The sequence below is a fragment of the Mucilaginibacter sp. P1_A3 genome (assembly GCF_056406855.1).
In genome coordinates this window covers 24,121-43,502 of the sequence record NZ_JBFTZJ010000002.1, presented here as the reverse complement: position 1 = coordinate 43,502, position 19,382 = coordinate 24,121, and the positions used below count along the sequence as shown (strand labels likewise).

At 39.6% G+C, this 19,382-nt stretch carries 17 protein-coding genes; 7 read left to right on the top strand and 10 right to left on the bottom strand.

Annotated elements, in window-relative coordinates; genetic code table 11:
• Positions 1 to 68 precede the first annotated feature (68 nt).
• On the top strand, positions 69 to 278 hold the full coding sequence (locus AC1D0K_RS04455; protein WP_477442608.1) for a hypothetical protein: 210 nt from the start codon (positions 69 to 71) through the stop codon (positions 276 to 278).
• A gap of 4 nt (positions 279 to 282) precedes the next feature.
• Here the strand turns inward: AC1D0K_RS04455 and AC1D0K_RS04450 are convergent, their stop codons facing one another.
• The 3 genes from AC1D0K_RS04450 to AC1D0K_RS04440 all read right to left on the bottom strand — a co-directional run bounded on the left by AC1D0K_RS04450 (position 283) and on the right by AC1D0K_RS04440 (position 5,917).
• Positions 283 to 1,206 (bottom strand): ChbG/HpnK family deacetylase, encoded by a 924-nt coding sequence (locus tag AC1D0K_RS04450; protein WP_477394343.1) that lies wholly within the window; start codon positions 1,204 to 1,206, stop codon positions 283 to 285.
• 168 nt (positions 1,207 to 1,374) lie between these two features.
• On the bottom strand, positions 1,375 to 5,037 hold the full coding sequence (locus AC1D0K_RS04445; protein ID WP_477394341.1) for a CheR family methyltransferase: 3,663 nt from the start codon (positions 5,035 to 5,037) through the stop codon (positions 1,375 to 1,377).
• A 322-nt stretch (positions 5,038 to 5,359) separates the two neighbouring features.
• On the bottom strand, positions 5,360 to 5,917 hold the full coding sequence (locus AC1D0K_RS04440; protein WP_477394339.1) for a sugar O-acetyltransferase: 558 nt from the start codon (positions 5,915 to 5,917) through the stop codon (positions 5,360 to 5,362).
• Between the two features lie 177 nt (positions 5,918 to 6,094).
• Between AC1D0K_RS04440 and AC1D0K_RS04435 the strand changes: the two genes are divergently transcribed.
• Together AC1D0K_RS04435 and AC1D0K_RS04430 are read left to right on the top strand one after the other, a co-directional pair.
• Complete coding sequence (locus AC1D0K_RS04435; protein ID WP_477394337.1) at positions 6,095 to 6,472, top strand: ribosomal maturation YjgA family protein; 378 nt, start codon at positions 6,095 to 6,097, stop codon at positions 6,470 to 6,472.
• A 19-nt stretch (positions 6,473 to 6,491) separates the two neighbouring features.
• Positions 6,492 to 7,262, top strand: a complete 771-nt coding sequence (locus AC1D0K_RS04430; RefSeq protein WP_477394335.1) for an oxygenase MpaB family protein — start codon at positions 6,492 to 6,494, stop codon at positions 7,260 to 7,262.
• 53 nt (positions 7,263 to 7,315) lie between these two features.
• On the opposite strand, the gene AC1D0K_RS04425 is transcribed toward AC1D0K_RS04430, so the two are convergent.
• The gene (locus AC1D0K_RS04425) at positions 7,316 to 8,251 is read right to left on the bottom strand and encodes a cation diffusion facilitator family transporter (RefSeq protein WP_477394333.1); all 936 of its coding nucleotides are present in this window, start codon (positions 8,249 to 8,251) and stop codon (positions 7,316 to 7,318) included.
• A gap of 222 nt (positions 8,252 to 8,473) precedes the next feature.
• On the opposite strand from AC1D0K_RS04425, the gene AC1D0K_RS04420 reads away from it, so the two are divergent.
• Positions 8,474 to 8,848 (top strand): hypothetical protein, encoded by a 375-nt coding sequence (locus AC1D0K_RS04420; protein ID WP_477394331.1) that lies wholly within the window; start codon positions 8,474 to 8,476, stop codon positions 8,846 to 8,848.
• A gap of 105 nt (positions 8,849 to 8,953) precedes the next feature.
• Here AC1D0K_RS04420 and AC1D0K_RS04415 read toward each other — a convergent pair whose 3' ends face one another.
• Complete coding sequence (locus AC1D0K_RS04415; RefSeq protein ID WP_295716239.1) at positions 8,954 to 9,526, bottom strand: DUF6252 family protein; 573 nt, start codon at positions 9,524 to 9,526, stop codon at positions 8,954 to 8,956.
• A 186-nt stretch (positions 9,527 to 9,712) separates the two neighbouring features.
• Between AC1D0K_RS04415 and ppnP the strand changes: the two genes are divergently transcribed.
• Entirely contained in the window at positions 9,713 to 10,000 is a 288-nt protein-coding gene (gene ppnP, locus AC1D0K_RS04410) for a pyrimidine/purine nucleoside phosphorylase (RefSeq protein ID WP_295716241.1), read from the top strand.
• Between the two features lie 111 nt (positions 10,001 to 10,111).
• A complete protein-coding gene (locus tag AC1D0K_RS04405; protein WP_147052092.1) occupies positions 10,112 to 10,441 on the top strand; it encodes a YbjQ family protein in 330 nt (109 codons plus the stop codon).
• A gap of 355 nt (positions 10,442 to 10,796) precedes the next feature.
• Here AC1D0K_RS04405 and AC1D0K_RS04400 read toward each other — a convergent pair whose 3' ends face one another.
• From AC1D0K_RS04400 to AC1D0K_RS04380, 5 genes are all read right to left on the bottom strand, one after another.
• A complete protein-coding gene (locus AC1D0K_RS04400; protein WP_477394328.1) occupies positions 10,797 to 11,291 on the bottom strand; it encodes a hypothetical protein in 495 nt (164 codons plus the stop codon).
• A 156-nt stretch (positions 11,292 to 11,447) separates the two neighbouring features.
• Positions 11,448 to 11,612, bottom strand: a complete 165-nt coding sequence (locus AC1D0K_RS04395; RefSeq protein WP_477394326.1) for a hypothetical protein — start codon at positions 11,610 to 11,612, stop codon at positions 11,448 to 11,450.
• Positions 11,613 to 12,005: 393 nt separating this feature from the next.
• Positions 12,006 to 12,602: a GIN domain-containing protein gene (locus tag AC1D0K_RS04390; protein ID WP_477394324.1), complete on the bottom strand. Its 597-nt coding sequence runs from the start codon at positions 12,600 to 12,602 to the stop codon at positions 12,006 to 12,008.
• 312 nt (positions 12,603 to 12,914) lie between these two features.
• On the bottom strand, positions 12,915 to 14,807 hold the full coding sequence (locus AC1D0K_RS04385; RefSeq protein ID WP_477394322.1) for a RecQ family ATP-dependent DNA helicase: 1,893 nt from the start codon (positions 14,805 to 14,807) through the stop codon (positions 12,915 to 12,917).
• Positions 14,808 to 14,887: 80 nt separating this feature from the next.
• On the bottom strand, positions 14,888 to 16,024 hold the full coding sequence (locus AC1D0K_RS04380; RefSeq protein WP_477442602.1) for an alpha/beta hydrolase-fold protein: 1,137 nt from the start codon (positions 16,022 to 16,024) through the stop codon (positions 14,888 to 14,890).
• Between the two features lie 346 nt (positions 16,025 to 16,370).
• Here AC1D0K_RS04380 and AC1D0K_RS04375 point away from each other — a divergent pair, with 346 nt between their 5' ends.
• Positions 16,371 to 19,376, top strand: a complete 3,006-nt coding sequence (locus AC1D0K_RS04375; protein ID WP_477394318.1) for a SusC/RagA family TonB-linked outer membrane protein — start codon at positions 16,371 to 16,373, stop codon at positions 19,374 to 19,376.
• The last annotated feature ends 6 nt before the right edge of the window (positions 19,377 to 19,382 follow it).

The window sequence follows — 19,382 nt, the reverse complement described above, 5'->3', positions numbered from 1 at the left end:
ACAGGCAAACAATTTCATCTTATACTTATTGTTATTGCAATAATAAACGTATCCAAAATCATCACCCCATGAATAAAAGCATTGGCATAGTACTCATTGTTGTAGGCGCAATAATGCTTATGTGGACTGGCTTTACCTACACTAAAAAAGAAAAGATTATTGATGCGGGCCCTATCCAGTTATCTGCCGACAGGCAAAAAACTGTAAACTGGCCGCCCTATTTGGGCGGGATATTCATTATTGGCGGTGTGGCTATAGTTATACTTTCAAAAAAATAACGCTTTACTTGGTGTTTGATGCTTTAAGTGTACTAATATCTTTTGTTGCCAATAATTGCCTGTAATTAATCATCCGGAATTTCTTTCCTTCCATACTCCTAAACTCGGGTGATAGCAACATATTCAGTTCGGTTTGGCGGTGCAGGCTGGTTAAGGGTTTGCCATCTTTGGCGTTCATCATATTGCTGTTCATATCTACCAGTGCATCCATTTCGGGGCTGGGCGTAGCGGTATGGATCACAACCAGGTTTGGCCTTTCGGGGTCCAGTTTATTGCTCACATAATTCAGGAAAACTTTCTTTTTGGTGGCGATGGGTTCGCCCCACATTTCCATATAGGTTTCACCAAAATAGGTAACACTGCTTAATGTTGATATAGCTAATTTGTATTTATGGGCCAATTTTTCTGTAAGCGCGCGTAGCTCGGGGGTCGACAATGCGATCCCCATGTGCGGATCTATGTAGCTTATCTTCAATCCCGATGCCAAAGCCCTTTCAATCTGCGCCGATAATTCGGTTTCAACCTCATCCAGTTTATAACCACTTTTTGCAAACGCCGATGTGGAATGCGGAAAGTAGCCTACTTCATCAACCAAACTTGGTACGGCAGTGCGGCCGGTAACCGGTCCCCAGCGGTAATTTTTCCATTCGGATGTGAGTGTTAGATGCACCCCTACGCTTACATTGGGGTATTTTTTCAATATCTCCACCGCCTCCTGGTACCATGGGCAGGCAAACTGAAGCGATACAGAAAATGGCAAACCTGTTTTGGCCACCTTTTCGGCAGCCATGTTTACAGAATGGTTCATCCCTATATCATCAAGCCTGATCAATAATTGGGGTAATTTATTGGCTTTTTGAGCCATTAAAGGGTTTACGTGTGTAAGTATTATCAACAGGAATAGGTAAAAGACATATTTGGTTTTCATACGGGCAGCACGTTTATTATTTTGGTAATGAATAAGTAAATCTAATTTTGAATATCAATTTTGGTATTTATCTTTTGAGTTTTGCCCTATTAAACTTTCCCATTCTAAATCCATCCCTTCAAGACTATTAACAACAGGTCATTATAAGTTTCAACTATTCACATGAATTTATTTAGGGATAACAAACCAAAAAGTTGATCCTTTGCCTACTTCACTGTCCACATAAATATGGCCGTGGTGTTGTTTAATGATCTCGGCAGAAATAAACAGCCCCAAACCTAAACCGGCATATCTTTGAGATATTTCATCAACACGATAAAACCTATCAAATAATAAAGGTATTTTTTCAGCTGGTATACCAATGCCAAAATCTGTAACGGCAATTTTAACCCCTTCTGCAGTTCGGTTTGCTTTGATTATCACTTTATTACCATCGGGAGAATACTTAATTGCATTTGAAATTAAATTAATAACAACCTGTTCCAAACGATTTCTGTCAGCTTTAATTTTGATATTGGGGTCACCCTCAAAAATAATATGATGTTTTGTTGAGCCTGTTTGTAATTCTTCCTTGCACTCATCCAACAATTCACCAAGGTTAAAATCTATTTTCTTTAATTCCAGTTTCCCTGCCTGTATCTTGGTAACATCCAGTAGGTCTTTAATCAATTCGGTAAGTTTATCAACCTGCTTATTGGCCTTTTGTACAAAACCGTGCAAGGATTTCATTTCTTCCTTTTTGAGGGTTGCACGCTCAATAATTTGAAGTATTGCTTTAAGGCTGGTAACCGGTGTTTTTAATTCATGACTGGCAATGCTTATAAATTCATCTTTTTTACTTAATAATTCCCTGGTAGATTCGTCAATCAGTTTTTGAGCGGTAATATCCAACAAAGTACCAATGAAACGAATGGAGATTCCCTCGTCGTTAAAATATGCCCGGCCTTTTGCCTTAAGCCATTTAATTTTTTGTTGTAAAGCGATGGTCCTGAACTCAATATCAAAAGCTTCGCAATGCGGATTACTGAGGGTATCCTTAATGCTATCCTCTACGCGGATCAAATCTTCGGGGTGCACCTTTTCAAAAAACGAAGTTATATCGACGGTGCTTGCTGGCAACAAGCCAAATATTTCTTTGCAACGCTTATCCCAAATCAATTCTTTTGTTTGTGGGTCATAGTCCCAGGTACCCAGGCCTGCAGAATCAACTGCAAACTTTAGCCGTTCTTTGCTTTCATTTAGTAAGCGCTCAACTTCGGCTAAACCCTGTTGTATTTTCCTTTGATCAGTAATATCTTCAATTGCAAGTAAAATAAGTTGTTCGCCATTAATATTATCAATTTGCCGGGCATTAAGGCACATGAAACGTTTTCCTATCGTAGGAAATACTTGCTCAACCTCAAAATCTTCCAATTCCTTTTTTTCGGGAAGTATATTTTCAAGTAGCTCTCTAAGTTCGGGTATATCCCATTGATGATTTCCGAGTTCATATAGGTAATATCCCTCTGTTTGTTTTTCAGTGAATCTGAATTTTTGATAAAATCCACTTGTAGCACGTTTAATGCGTAGATCGCTATCTAAAATAAGCAATGGATCACGAATGGTTTTTACAATCCCTTCAGTATACATACGGGCATTGTTCAACTGATCATTCCTATCCAATAACTCCTTATTTACAATCATTATCTCCTCATTGGTGCTTTGCAATTCCTCTTTTGAGGTTTCCAGCTCCTCGTTCAGGCTTTGCAACTCTTCGCTCCCGGATAGCAACTCTTCATTGGCACTTTGTAGTTCCTCATTAGCAGTTTCCTGCTCCTCTGTAATGGCGCGCATATCGGCACGTGCCTGTATCAGTTCTTTCTCCAGTTGTTCAATACGCAAGTCGCTTTCGTCGTAGGTTACACTGGCACGGCCGGGATTCACCTCATCCGGCACATGTTGTATTCCCGTTGATGAAGCATTTTGAAAAACTATTAGATAATAAGGTTCAAAGGTATCTTTAAGCGGAATGGCCTGTAGATTTACAAAATGTTGTAAGTTGTTAACTTTAAAAAACACCGCGAATTTACGGGCTGGCAGGCCTGTTTTTTTTGCCACATGTAAAATGTTTCGCAATTCAAATGACAGGCCTTCACGTGCCATTTTTAGCAGGTTAAAGCTGGGTTTACCCATAGGCGGCACAAGCCATGTTTCGGTAGGCCCCCTAAACTGTATAATGTCAAATTTGTCATTTATCAAAACAGAAGCCGGCATAAAGCTTACCAGCATGGTTTCGTCGGCTACTTTAAAAACATCTTTGTCGGTGCTTTCCTTTTGTACACTTTTATCTATCTCCCTAAAACTTTGTTCCCGGCCGGGCGAGTTTACCGCCATGAATCTACCTATTGGCCCCTTACGGGTGTAAATTTTCTCGGCACTGTTCGTAACCTTAAAAATATCAGTATTGGTGCCGATGGTTTCTGATTTACCCAGCATCAGGTATCCATTTTCGTTTAAAGCATAATGAAAGGTAGATAAAGCCCTTTTTTGCAAAACAGGTTCCAGGTAAATCATTACATTACGGCAACTTACCAAATCAATCTTTGAAAACGGCGGATCTTTAAGCAGGTTATGGTTAGCAAATACACACATATCCCTTATGGTTTTACTTACCTGGTAGGTTCCATCCTGCTTCACAAAAAATTGTTGCAGCCTGGATAAAGAAACACCCTCTAACTCAGCTTGCCGGTAAATACCTGTACGGGCTTTTGCAATAGCGGTTTCAGAAATATCAGTGGCAAATATCTGGATCTTTATGGCGGCGGCTTTATCCCCAAGCTGTTCCTGTAAACATATGGCCATTGAATAAGCTTCTTCGCCTGTGGCGCATCCGGCAATCCAGATTCTTATAGAATCACCACCTGTTTTTTTGCTAAGCAATGCAGGCAGTATATCACTGCACAAAACCTCAAAGCTTTGAGTATCCCTAAAGAAATGAGTAACCGAGATGAGCATATCGTTATATAAAGCATCCTGCTCATTCTTGTTTTCGCGAAGGAAACTAAGGTAATTAGATGGCTGCTCCAGTTTGTTTAAGGCCATTCGCCTTATAATACGGCGTTTTAAGGTACTTTGCTTGTAATAAGTAAAATCTACCCCTCGCCTTACACGCAACACGGTAAGTATTTGCTTAAATGTTTCGTTATCCTGCTCGGGAATTGTATCAGCAATTTCCAAACCGGAGTAATCTGTATGAAAAGGATGATTCATGGATATCAGCTGCTCGGCAATTTTCTGTGGTGGTAACACAAAATCAACAACACCGGCTTTAATCGCACTTTTTGGCATGCTATCAAACTCGGCAGAGCCCTCATCCTGTGCAAAGGTTAAGCCACCATATGATTTGATGACCTGCAAACCAAGGGTGCCATCGGTTAAAGCACCTGACAATATAATACCCACGGCATAACTTTGATGTATCATGCCTAACGAAGAAAAGAAGAGATCAATCGTATTACTTTTTACATGCTTTTTTTCTATCGGAGTCAGTTTAAGTACCCCATCTATTGCTGTTACTACTTTATTTGCTGGAATAATATAAAGGTGATCTTGTTCCAGATGAACATTATCAGTAATCTGTTGAACAGGGAAGGGTGCTACTTTTTGTAATATCTCTGGTAAAATGCTGTCATGATCTGGGCTAAGATGCTGAATAAACACATAGGCCATGCCAGATTTAGCCGGCAAAGCTTTTAAAAAGGCTTTTACAGCATCTAAACCGCCGGCTGATGCACCAATACCAACAACCGGAAATTGCACTGATTGAATGTTTTCTTTAATTACTTTTCCCATTAAAATAGATGGCTTAACCAGCTTGATAAAGCTGCAAAAATTCAGGAATTATCCACAGGGGGGATTTTCACAACTTTACCTGTAAAAATACATTTTTAGCACCGTAGTGAAAAATAATTAAATTACCATATTGCTTTTTATTATTAGTTAAACAGGTAAGTAAAATATCTATTTATCAGTATGCTGAGCACCGCAGCTATATGCCCTTTACCGGCCAACCAAAAGATAATATAAAACCATCGGGATTGGTAAAGGCGAGGGCTTTGCATCCATATTAAATAATATGGGCCTTATCACTAATAATCCGATTATAACAACTCATCTACAATTCCTTTATTACTTTACAAGGGTTCCCTACTGCCACCACATTTGCCGGGATATTTTTTGTTACCACGCTACCTGCACCAATGGTAGTATTATCACCAATGGTAACACCCGGGCATACAATTACACCACCGCCCAGCCATACATTATTGCCTATGGTTATCGGAGCCGCGTATTCGGGGCCTTTTATACGCTCGGCGGCTATTACTGGATGATAGGCTGTGTAAAGCTGCACATTGGGGGCCATAAAAACATTGTCACCCAACGTTACACGGGCGCAATCCAATATGATGCAATTAAAATTCAGGAAAAGGTTATCTCCGGCAAAAATATTAAAACCATAATCGCAGTAAAAGGGCGATTGAATATCAATGGCATTTTTGAAGCCTCCGAACAGTTCCTTTAAAATAGCCCGTTTGGTATCTTTATCATCATAACTGGCTGCGTTATATTGGGTAAACAACTTGCGTGCCTTTGAGCGACCGGCAACCAGTTCAGCATCGCCGGCATCATAAAGCTCGCTAGCCACCATTTTTTCAAGTTCAGTTTTTTGCATACATAGGTTTATATGGATTAAATATATGATTTATAGATGAACTACATAGACGCCCCAAGTTTTACAATGCAAAAATTCATTCACTCCATCCTATTTTAATTTACATTAATTACATCATCGAGCATTTGCAAATTGAGAATATCTTTATTTACTTTGCATTGCAAAGTTCTTTTATAAATGATCTTTAATAAAACTTACTTCGGATTTACTTTATTCTTACTAACAATAGAAATACTGATAGGAAAATACCCGCGTGGTACCATTATCAGGCCCTATGGCGGCGATTTTTTTGTAGTGATCCTCATCTACTGTTTTGTTAAATGTTTTTTAAATAAAACTGCCCTATCTACAGCATTCGGGGTACTGCTGTTTGCCTACGCTGTTGAAATATCACAATACTTTCATTTAATCAGTTGGATGGGTTTAATACACTCCAAAATGGCGGCACTGTTATTGGGTACTTCCTTTTCGTGGACAGACATGTTGTGCTACACATTGGGTATAGGATTGGTTTTTACCATTGAAAAAACACGGACAACAATTACATACCGGTAAATTATTAAACAATAAAAACATGCCATATTTTGTAGGCGAAGATTCAATAGTGCGGAAAATATGGGGAAAGGCTGATACCATTCTTTTTATTTTTGCAGGCGCTGCTGCAGAGTTTGCCTTAAATAAGGCCGTCGACTGGCTTTATTTTACCGGTCGCCTCCCTGCCGATCCGCTTGGGCGGCTATTCTCAACAGTTGCTTATTCCAGGCAGATCATCTTTTCTGAAGAGCAGGCAGCGCTACAAGCTATTGACAGGATAAACAGCATCCATAAAGGAGTGGAAACCAGCCGCGGGGCACAAATACCTGATTGGGCCTACCGCGATGTATTGTTTTTACTCATTGATCTCTCCATTCGCTCCTATGAATTACTGGAACGTAAACTTACAGACGCTGAAAAGGCAGAAACTTTTGAGGTTTTTAATCGGGTAGGCCTGCGCATGCAGCTTGCAGGTTTACCTGCCAACTATGCCGCATACCTGCTGATGCGCCATGAGCACCTGCAGCAAAACCTCGTAAGCGGCGAATTAACGCTTGATATGTATCGGCAATACAAAAAACACCTCGGCCATGCGCGTTACCTGGTATTAAAACAGGCGCAGTTATTGGTTGTGCCTCCGTTGGTACGCAAACACCTTTCATTAGGTAAAATACCGTGGCTGCTGGCTGTTATCTGGACTTATAAATTTTTAAGGCTGATTAAAATAGAAACCTTTTTACGCAATGCCCTGCTACCTGCAGCTTACAAGGCGCAGATCATTGGTATGGATAGCCCATTTATCGCTAAATAAACACGGGATATATCACTTTACCATCCATCGTTCAAAAGCTATTTTAAAAGCATCTAAATATACGTTTGCACATCAGGATCTACCTTTTCCATATAAATTTCGGGCTGGATGATCACAAAATGCACCAGGTTATACTCATCCTTTACTATATTTCTGACGCGGGAGATAGCCTCATTAATACCTGCCGTGTCCAAATTTTTTTTGAAGGCGATAATGAGCATCAACACAATTTCACTTGGTGACTGATAGGTTGACAGGATATGCATCAGTTTTAATACATCCTGGTCCTGCTCTACAATTTCGGTAATCCTTTTTTTAGTAGTGGAGCCTATCCCCTCACCCATAAGCAGGCTACGGCTTTCGCGGGCTAATATTAACGATACGCAAATGAGTAGTATCCCTACCAGCAGCGATGCCAGGCCATCCATGTAATTAATGTGATAGGTATGGCCGAGGTACATGCAAATAGCCACAATAAATAAACCTATCACGGCGGCGCTATCCTCAAACAAAACCAAAAATGTTGATGGATCTTTACTTTTGGTGATCGCCTGCCACCAGGTATTGTCTCCGCGTAGTTTATTGAACTCTTTTGCAGCTATCACTAACGATGAGCCTTCAAATATCACAGATATCCCCAACACAATATAGTTCCACTTCGGAACGCCGAGAACGTCCGGGTGAATGATATGATAGATACCCTGGAACATGGATACTCCACCACCCAGGCCAAATATCAATATGGAAACAATGAACGAATAAAAATAGAGTTCCTTCCCGTATCCAAACGGGTGGGTGGCATCAGGCTTTTTCCGGCTTTGCCTCAGCCCAAAAAGCAATAATACCTGGTTGGCAGTATCAACAACCGAGTGTACGCCTTCGGCTATCATTGCAGCGCTGTTACTAAAAAACCCAGCTATAAATTTTGTTAAAGCAATAAGCAAATTTGCCGCCAGCGCGCTATAGATAGATTTGTTTGATGATGCCATACCCATCTAAATGCTTTTACGCTATATATTGTTTGCCTAATGAGTTTTATGATTAAGCACTGGTAAAAAAACTAACCGGCAACAGAAACTTCACCCACTTATTTTATGTTCCGCACTGATTTATAATAAGATATGCTACCTCCCTTTTTATTAATCGAAACAATTTTGGCCATCAATCATTATATTATAAGTTAATTTCTATACAACTTAAAGAAAATTACCATGAAAAATTTAAAGATAATAGCAGCTGTAATGACGTTATCATTTGTAGGCTCGGTAGTATTTGCCGCCAATCATAATGCAGGTAGTGATTCCAAAAACGACCAGCTAACCATCAAAAAAACAATTATGGTTACTGATACAATACCTGGAAAAAAGAAGAAAAATCCAAAAATGCCGCCACCTTCTCCAACACCGGTGCCTACGCCAACGGATCCTACTACACCAACTCCGGTTCCAACACCAGTGCCAAATCCATCGCCAACACCGGTGCCAAGCCCTAATCCATCGCCCACCCCAACACCTGTGCCAAGTCCGAGTCCAACGCCAAATCCAAGCCCCTCACCTACGCCGGTACCAACCCGTCCCGGTGTATAATTGTTTTTTTTAAAATTTCTATAAAAAGTAAAGCCCTTCTGTTTTATTAACAGAAGGACTTTATCGTTTAAAAACGACTACAATATTTTTTATCCTGAGAAATTTCTATTGATTATTATTTCCGAATGTATAAGGCAGATTATCGAAAGTACCTACCAATATCTGTGATATTTCTATAGATACATAATTGCCATCGCTGTCATAATTAACCTTTTTGGCAGTAAACGAATAGGTTCCTGTAATTACTTTTTTTACAGTATCTATTGCCGTTATGGTAGCCGAGCCTGAACCAGGCTCAACAGTGCCCGTTTGCACAAATACATAATTGCCAGAGGAATTTTTCTGTTGCGTGTAATAGGCCATATTTACTTTACTGGTTCCATCTACTTTATAAGTAGCTAATGGAAAACTATTAGTATTGGTACTATTTGGTACATTTAAACTAAAAACAACCCGTTTTGCAAGCGCAGTACCCGTTACAGAAAAGGTTTTTATTTTTGTAGCATCATCAAAAGAGATACGGGCCGATACCGTATCAGGGTACCATTCAACACCATTAATATTTGCAGCCAGGATTTTATCAGATGTGGTAGAAGCAGAAGTAACAACGTCTTTTTTACAGCTTTGAAAATAGGTAGCCGATATAAGTAACAGAACAATAAGTTGAATTTTCCTCATATATGAATTTTATGCAAAACATTCGCTTTGCAGATTTTATGCAAATAACGCTCTTTGCAGATTAATAATTACAACCAAAGTTAATTTTTTCACATATTTTAACATTCGGCAATTTTAAGCCTGTTAATTTTGAGCTAACATTTATAAAACAAATGGTTTTATTTAAGCATATTAGTAGCTTAAATTATGAGTATGATCAACGTAAACGAATATTTTGAAGGGGCTGTAAAATCATTGGCCTATAACAGTGCCGAAGGCCGCAGTACCATTGGGGTAATTGAAAAAGGCGAGTATGAATTTGGCACATCCAGCCATGAAACCATGACCGTTATTGAAGGACAACTGGAAGCTTTATTACCCGGCGAGCAGGATTGGCAAACCTACACCGGCGGACAATCATTTGAAGTTGAGGCCAATACCTCGTTCAAAGTAAAAACCCATGTGCAGAGCTCCTATCTTTGTAAATACAGATAAGCAACGTTAATTCCCTGTAATTTTTTTGCTATACTTTTATTGAGCGTAAGTACTTAATGTAACATTGAATGGTATAAATGCTCTAACCAATCATTGATAAACTAAAAAAAAATGGATACTTCACTTATAACAACCAGTACCGGTTTGGATGGTTATCGCGTAGTTAAACATTTAGGTGTTGTTCGCGGTATTACAGTACGCAGCCGTAGCGCATTAGGCAATATTGCCGGTGGTTTTCAATCGCTTTTTGGCGGCCGGCTGTCAATTTACGTTGAACTTTGCGAAAATGCACGCGAAGAAGCTTACCAGCTTTTAATACAACATGCGCAGGCTATTGGTGCAAATGCCATTATTAATATGCGTTATGATGCCAACGAAGTGATGCAGGGTATTACCGAGGTATTGGCTTATGGCACCGCCGTTGTTGTTGAAAAAGTTTAAGTTTAAAAGTATAATGAAAAAGGAAATGGTAAAGCTGCCATTCCCTAAAATCTGCTAATAAAAAAACTACCCGACTGTTTGGCGGGTAGTTTTAATTGAAAAATATATTAAACTCTTGTATTAATTAAAATAAGACAAGGGAATGGTTTTCCATAGGCCATGGGCCAGGTGCCCTATTAATAATTCATAAACCAGGTACACCGGCCAAATGAGGTAATGAACAAGCAATAAAATTATTGAATGATTATAATGCCAACTAATCATGAGGGTGTATAGGCCTAATACAAGATATAGAATACTGGAGTCACGGGTTTTCATATTTTTTTGCTGCTTATTTTTTATCTAATCTAAACAATTAGTTACAATTTTTCATGCTGTACAGCACGCTAAATTCGGCCGCGCCGTTGGTTTGCTGCCGGCCTGTTTTAGTATCGTATTTATAAGGCTTTTGGGCGAGGGCATTTCCTCTTAACTGAAATTCAACGTTCATGGTATCCTTAACACCTTCCTGGTTAAATGTCCAAACAGCTTTAATAATGTTGCCGTTAAGGGTACCTGTCAACAGGCCTTTTTTCGAGTCCTTTTCTTTGGGGAGCCAGCTCATTTCACCATTTACCTTGTCACCATTTATCAACATGCTTACTTTTGTGGTGTCCTGGTCTTTTGTACCATCCGTATGAAAAAAGCAGTATTGCATATTAATATCAGGAGCGTTTGCAACATTGGCTAACTGGGAATCTTTTTGTGAGGGCTTAATACCAGAGGTATCGGCGCTACCAGAATTGCTACGGCCTCCGGCGCAGGATGCCATAAAAGCTACTACCAGCAGCAAGCATAAATTGATCTTCATAGTTTTTTAATTACTCGTGTTTTTTATGTACGACAATTAAAACTCAAAAAGGTTCAAAGGGTAGATGAGGTATTTATTTAAGGGAGAAACTTACAATGATTTATGTAGTGTAAACGTTCATATTGTTACACTACATAATATTGTAAATAAAGAAGTTTATACTTTCTTTTCGGGAGGAGTAGATACTATTTCGCCAAATTCATTAACGTAAGCCATCATGCTTTCCAGGTCACTTCCGCCACCATTTTGCTGACGCTCCTGCTTGCGTTGCTCTTTATCCTCTTTCTTTTTCTGACGATTTTTTTCGAGTTGTTTTTTCATGAATGTTGCCTGCGATTTAGCCATGTTTATTAAAATTTAGTTAAACAATGAGCTTTTCCCTGGTTACAACCTGTATCAATCTGATCAACGGAACTAAAGTTCGGTATCTTGAATTACATGAAAAGGATATCATCAATTTAATTTCCGGGCAGCAACGGTATCAGCGGGGATAAAAATGAACCCTGATCAATAAGAATTGATTAGTGGGTGGCTATAAGGAAATAGCTATAAATTTCCGTTTGTTTTGCAAATATACGAAAATTTTACACATTAAAATTGCGGGTTGTATTTGTAGTGCCATTTTAAGAAGGTCCAACGCTTCCCCCAAAGCAAAAGCAGCCACCCGTTTGGGTGGCTGCTTAATATTTTATGGCAGATTGTTTTTGAGTAGCGTTATATGCCTGCATAGTCGTCAGATTTTGCTTTATCGCCGATTAATTTTTCTGTAGCGTGATCGGCAACCAGGTAGGTCCTGTTTACGGTTGAAGATATGTTGTGTACCAGGTTATATTCTTTTACGGTACCGCTGATATCAGCTTTTGCGCGGTCATTCATAGTAACACGGGCGCTGTAGGTATCCAATTTTAAATCGGCAGATGCATTGTTATATAATTTCACGTCGAGCTCTATGGCAGATAGGTTTCCAAATGATTTTATTTCAGCGTTATCATAAGCTGTGATTGATGAAAGTTCTTCTGCAGTAACCCAAACTACCAATTTTTCGGTTTTGTATGATGAGATCCTTAAAACACCTTTTTGTGATTGAACCAAGGCGCTTTCGGCATAGTACTGATTGTAAACTTTTACCTGGTCGGCAGCACCGGTTGAAATGTATAACTGCACATTTCCATAAACCTCTATTTTATTGATGCTGCTGATGTCTGTTAAAACAACACCTTTAGTAGTATTATCTACTGCTGCGTAAGTTGAATTTGTGAAGCCAAGTACGGTAACTATTACTGCTAAGATGGCGATTAAGTTAGTTTTCATGATATTAATATTTTGATTGTCAGATGATTGTTTATTTATATTTTTAAATACACCTATATGACGATCTCCATTAAAAAACGTTACAGCAGTATAACCTGTAATAGTTGTATGCAGGTTTTTTGTCGGTAAGTGGTAGATTTTATCCGGTGAAATAACGATAAATTTTTCGGGGGATTTCGGCTCCGGGGCGGGTTGTTGGCCGCGGAGCCGCAGACAGGGGTTTACAACCTGCTGTGCGAATTAAAAAAGAGATGAAAGATCAATATTACTTACAACCAAGCCCGAACCTCGCATCCCGCAACACGAGCCAAATTACATATAATACTTCTCGCCGTCTGTTTTAATTTTGCCGGCATCAAGCAGTAGCCTGATAGCTTCCATCTTCTCTTTTTCGGTGCCGATATTGATAGTGGTTACAAGTGTGCCAATATCAGGGGTTGATACGCTTAATAGCTGCACAATCTCGTTTGTAATGTTATCAAATATTTCGTCGGCGTTTTTGTGGCGTTTTTCATCCAGGCAAACATCGCAGATACCGCATTTGCGGGCATTTACCTCATCAAAGTAAGCCAGCAACATTTGGCTCCTGCATTTTTGATGAATGGCATACGCAAAAACCGCCTCCATTTTTTGACGATAGGTTTCCTTGCGCTCCTCAATATAGTTTTTGTTGATAAACAAGCGGGTGGCCTGTTGCCTGGCCTTTAAATAAGTAATCTGCGGCTTATCTGTTTGTTGCAGGTAACTTATTAAACCAAACTGCTGTAATTGCAACAAACCATCAACAACCTGTTGAACGCTAAGGTTTGTGCGCCGGGCAAGGTCAAATTCTTTAATCCTTACGTAATCCTCAAATGAGCCACCGTAGGAGCGCAGCAGGGTTTTAATAAACGGATCCCAACCAGCATTCTGAATCTGGAAATTATATAATACCTCGTTCACCACCTCAAACCTGAAACGCGATGGCAGAAACACACTTTCATTGAATGATAGGTATTCATCCTTTTCCAAAAATTTAAGTGCATTTAAAGTTTTAATGGGGTCCAGCTTAAACCGGCTGCAAAAATCGCCCAGGTCAAGGTCAAAGCTTAACCCCTCACCTGCCTCGTAAGCAAGCTGGTAATAATTAGCCAGGCTATGGTATACCTGCTTAATTTCATCAACCGAAGGGAAATTAAGCAGGAACATTTTTTCCTGTCGTAACCTATCTGCATGGGTATACAGCAATACGCCATAAGCTTTTTGCTCATCTCGCCCTCCACGCCCTGCCTCCTGGTAATAAGCCTCCAAACTTTCGGGCATATCTTTATGGATCACAAAGCGCACATCAGGCTTATCAATCCCCATCCCAAATGCATTGGTGGCAACAATTACCCGGGTGCGGTTGCTTTTCCAGCTTTCCTGTCGCTCGGCTCTTATATCCATGGGTAAACCGGCGTGGTAATAGTCGGCTTTGATACCGTTTTCGTTGTAAAACTTTGCTATGTCGGCGGCATCCTTACGGCTGCGTACATACACAATACCGCTGCCTTTAACACCTTTGGCTATATCCAGCATACGGCGCAATTTATTCTCGGCATTTTGCACCACATAGCTAATGTTTTTGCGTTCAAAACTTTGCTGGTATACAACCTGATCTTTAAACAGTAATTTATCCTGTATATCCCGCTTAACGTCAACTGTCGCCGTAGCAGTTAGTGCAAGCACAGGTACATCGGGATGAAGTTCGCGCAAATCAGCGATGTGCAGGTATGACGGCCTAAAATCATATCCCCATTGCGATATACAATGTGCCTCATCAATGGCAATCAGGTTTACCTTCATATACTTGATACGCTCGCGTACCAGTTCAGAAAGTAGCCGCTCGGGCGAGAGGTACAAAAATTTAACCGAGCCATAGATGCAGTTATCCAGGGCCAGATCAATCTCGCGCAATCCCATGCCCGATACAATGGCCACTGCATTGATACCTTTCCCTTTCAGGGTTTCTACCTGATCTTTCATGAGGGCTATAAGTGGCGAAACCACAATACATATCCCCTCTTTTGCCAGCGCAGGCACCTGGAAACAAACAGATTTGCCACCACCGGTAGGTAATAAAGCCAAGGTATCACGACCTAATAAAACAGATTTGATGATCTCGGCCTGCATCGGCCTGAAATGATCATGGTTCCAGTACTGTTTTAATATTTCCTCTATGGTCATGTATTTGGGTAAGCCCCAAATTTAGTGAGAAAGCGGCAGGAATCAAGAGACAAGAAATAAGAGTATAAAAAATGTGCTTATTACTTAAACAGCCATTTATAAAAGTCCGGAAAATCGCCATTCCATTGTTTCTCATTATGGCTGGCACCTTTAATAATTACTACCGGGGCGTTTTTAGGCATTACACCTTTTTGTTGTACAATCGCAGCCATTTTTTTCATATCGGCAACCATATCTTCACTCTCGGCATCGCCGCATACAAAGTAAAAGCGGGCTTTATTCCCTATCTGCTTTTGTTTTGCCAGCTCATAAATTTCTGGCGCTATCCAAAACGCGGGCGAAAATATACCGGCATTACCAAATACTTCAGGATATTTAATGGTAGCATACATAGATATCAGCCCGCCCATGGAGCTGCCTGCAATGGTAGTATATTTTGCACCGGCTTTAGTTTTATAATGCATATCAATGTATGGCTTTAGGGTTTTAACTAAAAACTCAACGTAATCGGCACCCATGCCCTTGCCGTATTTTGAATTATAGGGATCATATTCTGTAATGCGATAATCACCGCCGTGATCAATGCCTACTACTATACATTCTTTTTGAGGCAATACTTTATCAAGCAGTTCATCAATTCCCCATTCGCCATAACCGCTATAGTAGTCATCAAACAGATTTTGCCCATCGTGCATATAAATTACAGGGAATTTCTTTTTGGATGAGGCATAATCTTTGGGCAGGTAGATCCATACACGGCGTTGCCTGCCCAGTTGCGGTATTTCAAACTTATCGCTTATAATATGTACCTGTGCTGAAGCTGTATGTTGCTTTGCTGCAGTTGCAAAATTATCCTGCCAGGCGGCAACATCTAAAGTTATCAAAGTATCATTTGCAACACTAAGCGTTCGGTTATCAATGCCTTTACCAGCGGTGTTGCATTCAACTGTACCCCAGCTGCCACGGGTTATTTTGTAATTGTAAATGCCTTTGGGCATAACTTTCAAAAGCTGGTAGCTGCCATCTGTATTCGGTTTCATTTGCCAGGCACTATCTGCCGGGTTCCAGTTGTTAAAATTACCGGCCAAAAACAGATGCTCAGATGCACTTTTTAAAGAGGCTATTTTGCCCGTTTTAAAGGCAGTTTTTACCTGTCCAAAAAGTAAAAAACTTTGACTTAAAATCCAAAACGCGCAGAAAAATATTTTTTTTCTCATTATTAATTGTTTCATTGACAAGTAATTTCCGGGAACGTTCCCGGAAATTGGTTACATATTAGGAAAATTACGCAATGTGTAATTTTGACACTTAGTTTCGTGCAAATCTTTGTAAATCTGCAAATTTCCCACAAAAAAGACATTAAACCCTTAAAAAAAATAACTTTCCTAAGGTTGCCCTAAAGTTAACTATACCTTAATTTATTCCTTCAAAATTATCTTTTACATAAAATTTGCATTTATTATTTCTAAATGTAAATTAGTCACGTGCTATTACAGCAAAATTATCAGACCAATTAAGTACTGGCTAAATAAGCCTTTTTTATTCACACAAACCAAAAAGTAAATGAGAAAAAATTACTCAAAAAAGTACGTTCTCCTTTGTGCCTTTCTAATGATGTCAGTGATGGCATTTGCCCAAACCGGAAGCATCAAAGGCAAGGTATTAGACGAAACCAATGCGCCCCTACCCGGCGCTTCAGTTACCATTGATGGCACAACCCTTGGTGGAAGTACCGATGCAAATGGTAGTTTTACCATAACCGGTATTAAGACCGGGAACGTTACCGTAACCGCTAAATTTTTAGGTTACATCCCTTTAAAGAAAACCGTTACGGTAAATACCGCTGTTACGGTAGTTGATTTCAGCCTTCAGCCTGAAAGTAAAAGCCTGAATGAAGTTGTGGTTATAGGTTACGGTACTCAAAAAAAGAAGGATCTTTCAGGATCTATCGCAAACGTTACTTCAAAGGATTTTCAAAAGGGAGTTATCACAACTCCTGAACAATTAATTGCAGGTAAGGTTGCAGGTGTTTCTGTAATTTCAAACAGCGGTGCCCCAGGCGCAGGAAGCCAGATCCGTATTCGCGGTGGTGCTTCACTATCTGCAAGTAATGACCCACTTATTGTTATTGATGGAGTGCCTATCAGTAACAGCAGCATTTCTGGAGCTGCAAACCCATTAAGTTTAATCAATCCAAATGATATAGAATCATTTTCTATATTAAAAGATGCATCTGCTGCCGCAATATATGGTAACAGGGCTTCAAATGGTGTAATTTTAATTACCACCAAAAAAGGAAGCAGCGGTAAACCAACTGTTGATTTTAGCACACAGTTCTCTGTATCTAAATTAGTTAAAGAGGCGAGCGTACTTAGTGCAGATCAGCTTCGTGATTATGTAAAAGCAAACGGATCAGCTGCCCAGCAAGCCCAGTTAGGCACCGCAAATACTGACTGGCAAAAACAGATCTATCAAACTGCCGTATCAACAGACAACAATATCAGCGTTTCTGGTGCTACTAAAGTTTTACCTTACCGCGTTTCTTTTGGTTACTTAAATCAGGATGGTATATTAAAAACAAGCTCATTAGAGCGTTTAACAGGCGCTATAAACCTTAATCCAACCCTGTTTACCAATCATTTAAAAATAAATTTAAACTTAAAAGGTGCGCAGGTTAAACAAAGGTTTGCAAACGAAGGCGCTGTTGGCTCCTCTGTAAGTTTTGACCCTACACAACCCGTTTACTCTGGCAGCAAACGTTTTGGCGGCTATTATGAGTGGCTTGATTCAAAGTCAACTTCTGGTTTAAGATCATTAGCTGGTTTAAACCCACTGGGTTTGCTTGAGCAACAAGACAACAGAAGTAAGGTTTACAGAAGCATAGGTAACTTACAACTTGATTACAAATTCCATTTTTTACCTGAATTACACGCCAACGTTAACTTTGGCTATGATATTTCAAAGGGTGATGGACATACCATTATCCCTGATAGCGCAGCTAACGGTTATAACCGCTTTAAAGATCCACAAGGAAAGTTTCATGGCGGTACCAATAACGTTTACAAACAAACGCAATCAAATAAAATTTTTGAAGGCTATTTAAGCTACGCAAAAGATTTTAAAAATATAGCAAGCCATATTGATGCAGTAGCCGGTTATTCTTACCAGGATTTCGAGACTACTAATTATAACTATAATGATTACACCTACGACAAAACTGTTGTAACCCCTCCTACTTATCCTTTTGATAAACCGGAAAATAGATTAATATCAGTTTACGGACGTTTGAATTATGTTTTTGAAGACAAGTATATTTTAACTGGTACTGTACGCCGTGATGGATCATCAAGGTTTAATCCAGATCAAAAGTTCGGTACGTTCCCATCGGGAGCATTTGCCTGGAAAATTAAAGAAGAATCATTCCTAAAAAGCTCATCGGTAATTTCTGATTTAAAGTTGCGGGTTGGTTATGGAGTTACAGGCCAGCAGGAAGGTATTGGCAACTATGATTACATTTCTTATTATAACTTAAGTAATAGTACCGCGCAATACCAGTTTGACAACACATTTTATAGCTTGTACCGCCCCGGAGGATATTATTACAACAGAACTTGGGAACAAACCGCAGCTACAAATATTGGTTTAGATTTCGGCTTTATAGATAACAGGATAACCGGTAGTGTTGATTACTTTAACCGTAAAACAACGCATTTGTTAAACAAAATTTCGCAGCCGGCCGGTACCAACTTCACCAATGAGATTGTAGCAAATATTGGTGATGCAAAAAGCAGTGGTGTTGAGTTTAATATAAGCTCGGACATCATCAGGAGCAAAGATGTAACCTGGAATGTTAATTTTAATGCTACCTATAATACAAACAAAATAACCAAGCTTACCATTTCAAATGATCCGAATTACGCAGGTAGCCCAACCGGCGGCATTTCTGGCGGAACAGGTAACAACATACAGATCCAGTCGGTAGGTTATGCAAGAAATTCATTTTATGTATACCAACAGGTGTACGGAACAAATGGCAAACCTCTGGATGGCGTTTTTGTTGACCGTAATAATGATGGCGTAATAAACACGCAAGATCTTTATCATTATAAAAGCCCGGATCCTAAAGGGTACTTTGGTTTAACATCAAACGTTAACTATAAAAAATGGTCTGCTGGTTTTGTTGCCAGGGCAAGCGTAGGTAACTATGCCTATAATAACGTATTCTCGGGCTCGGGCACAAAAATAAGCGTTCTTAACCCGATAGGAATTATAAACAATGCATCAACAAATTTATTGGAGAGCGGCTTAAGCGGCAGCAATGATAAAAATGTGCTATCAGACTATTACATTCAAAATGCCTCATTTATCAGAATGGACAATGCGAACATAGGCTACAACTTTGGTAAAATATTTGGCAGCAGAGGTAACCTTAGGGTAAGTGCAAATGTTCAGAATGTGTTTATTATAACAAAATATAAAGGGTTAGATCCTGAAGTAAGCAATGGAATTGATAACAACTTTTATCCAAGACCGCGTACTTACGTTTTAGGTTTAAATCTATCGCTGTAATTATTT

What these genes read in the sequence shown, in the direction of transcription:
- AC1D0K_RS04455 (WP_477442608.1), top strand. Translation starts at nt 69, where the DNA reads ATGAATAAAAGCATTGGCATAGTACTCATTGTTGTAGGCGCAATAATG.
- AC1D0K_RS04450 (WP_477394343.1), bottom strand. Translation starts at nt 1,206, where the DNA reads ATGAAAACCAAATATGTCTTTTACCTATTCCTGTTGATAATACTTACA.
- AC1D0K_RS04445 (WP_477394341.1), bottom strand. Translation starts at nt 5,037, where the DNA reads ATGGGAAAAGTAATTAAAGAAAACATTCAATCAGTGCAATTTCCGGTT.
- AC1D0K_RS04440 (WP_477394339.1), bottom strand. Translation starts at nt 5,917, where the DNA reads ATGCAAAAAACTGAACTTGAAAAAATGGTGGCTAGCGAGCTTTATGAT.
- AC1D0K_RS04435 (WP_477394337.1), top strand. Translation starts at nt 6,095, where the DNA reads ATGATCTTTAATAAAACTTACTTCGGATTTACTTTATTCTTACTAACA.
- AC1D0K_RS04430 (WP_477394335.1), top strand. Translation starts at nt 6,492, where the DNA reads ATGCCATATTTTGTAGGCGAAGATTCAATAGTGCGGAAAATATGGGGA.
- AC1D0K_RS04425 (WP_477394333.1), bottom strand. Translation starts at nt 8,251, where the DNA reads ATGGCATCATCAAACAAATCTATCTATAGCGCGCTGGCGGCAAATTTG.
- AC1D0K_RS04420 (WP_477394331.1), top strand. Translation starts at nt 8,474, where the DNA reads ATGAAAAATTTAAAGATAATAGCAGCTGTAATGACGTTATCATTTGTA.
- AC1D0K_RS04415 (WP_295716239.1), bottom strand. Translation starts at nt 9,526, where the DNA reads ATGAGGAAAATTCAACTTATTGTTCTGTTACTTATATCGGCTACCTAT.
- ppnP (WP_295716241.1), top strand. Translation starts at nt 9,713, where the DNA reads ATGAGTATGATCAACGTAAACGAATATTTTGAAGGGGCTGTAAAATCA.
- AC1D0K_RS04405 (WP_147052092.1), top strand. Translation starts at nt 10,112, where the DNA reads ATGGATACTTCACTTATAACAACCAGTACCGGTTTGGATGGTTATCGC.
- AC1D0K_RS04400 (WP_477394328.1), bottom strand. Translation starts at nt 11,291, where the DNA reads ATGAAGATCAATTTATGCTTGCTGCTGGTAGTAGCTTTTATGGCATCC.
- AC1D0K_RS04395 (WP_477394326.1), bottom strand. Translation starts at nt 11,612, where the DNA reads ATGAAAAAACAACTCGAAAAAAATCGTCAGAAAAAGAAAGAGGATAAA.
- AC1D0K_RS04390 (WP_477394324.1), bottom strand. Translation starts at nt 12,602, where the DNA reads ATGAAAACTAACTTAATCGCCATCTTAGCAGTAATAGTTACCGTACTT.
- AC1D0K_RS04385 (WP_477394322.1), bottom strand. Translation starts at nt 14,807, where the DNA reads ATGACCATAGAGGAAATATTAAAACAGTACTGGAACCATGATCATTTC.
- AC1D0K_RS04380 (WP_477442602.1), bottom strand. Translation starts at nt 16,024, where the DNA reads ATGAGAAAAAAAATATTTTTCTGCGCGTTTTGGATTTTAAGTCAAAGT.
- AC1D0K_RS04375 (WP_477394318.1), top strand. Translation starts at nt 16,371, where the DNA reads ATGAGAAAAAATTACTCAAAAAAGTACGTTCTCCTTTGTGCCTTTCTA.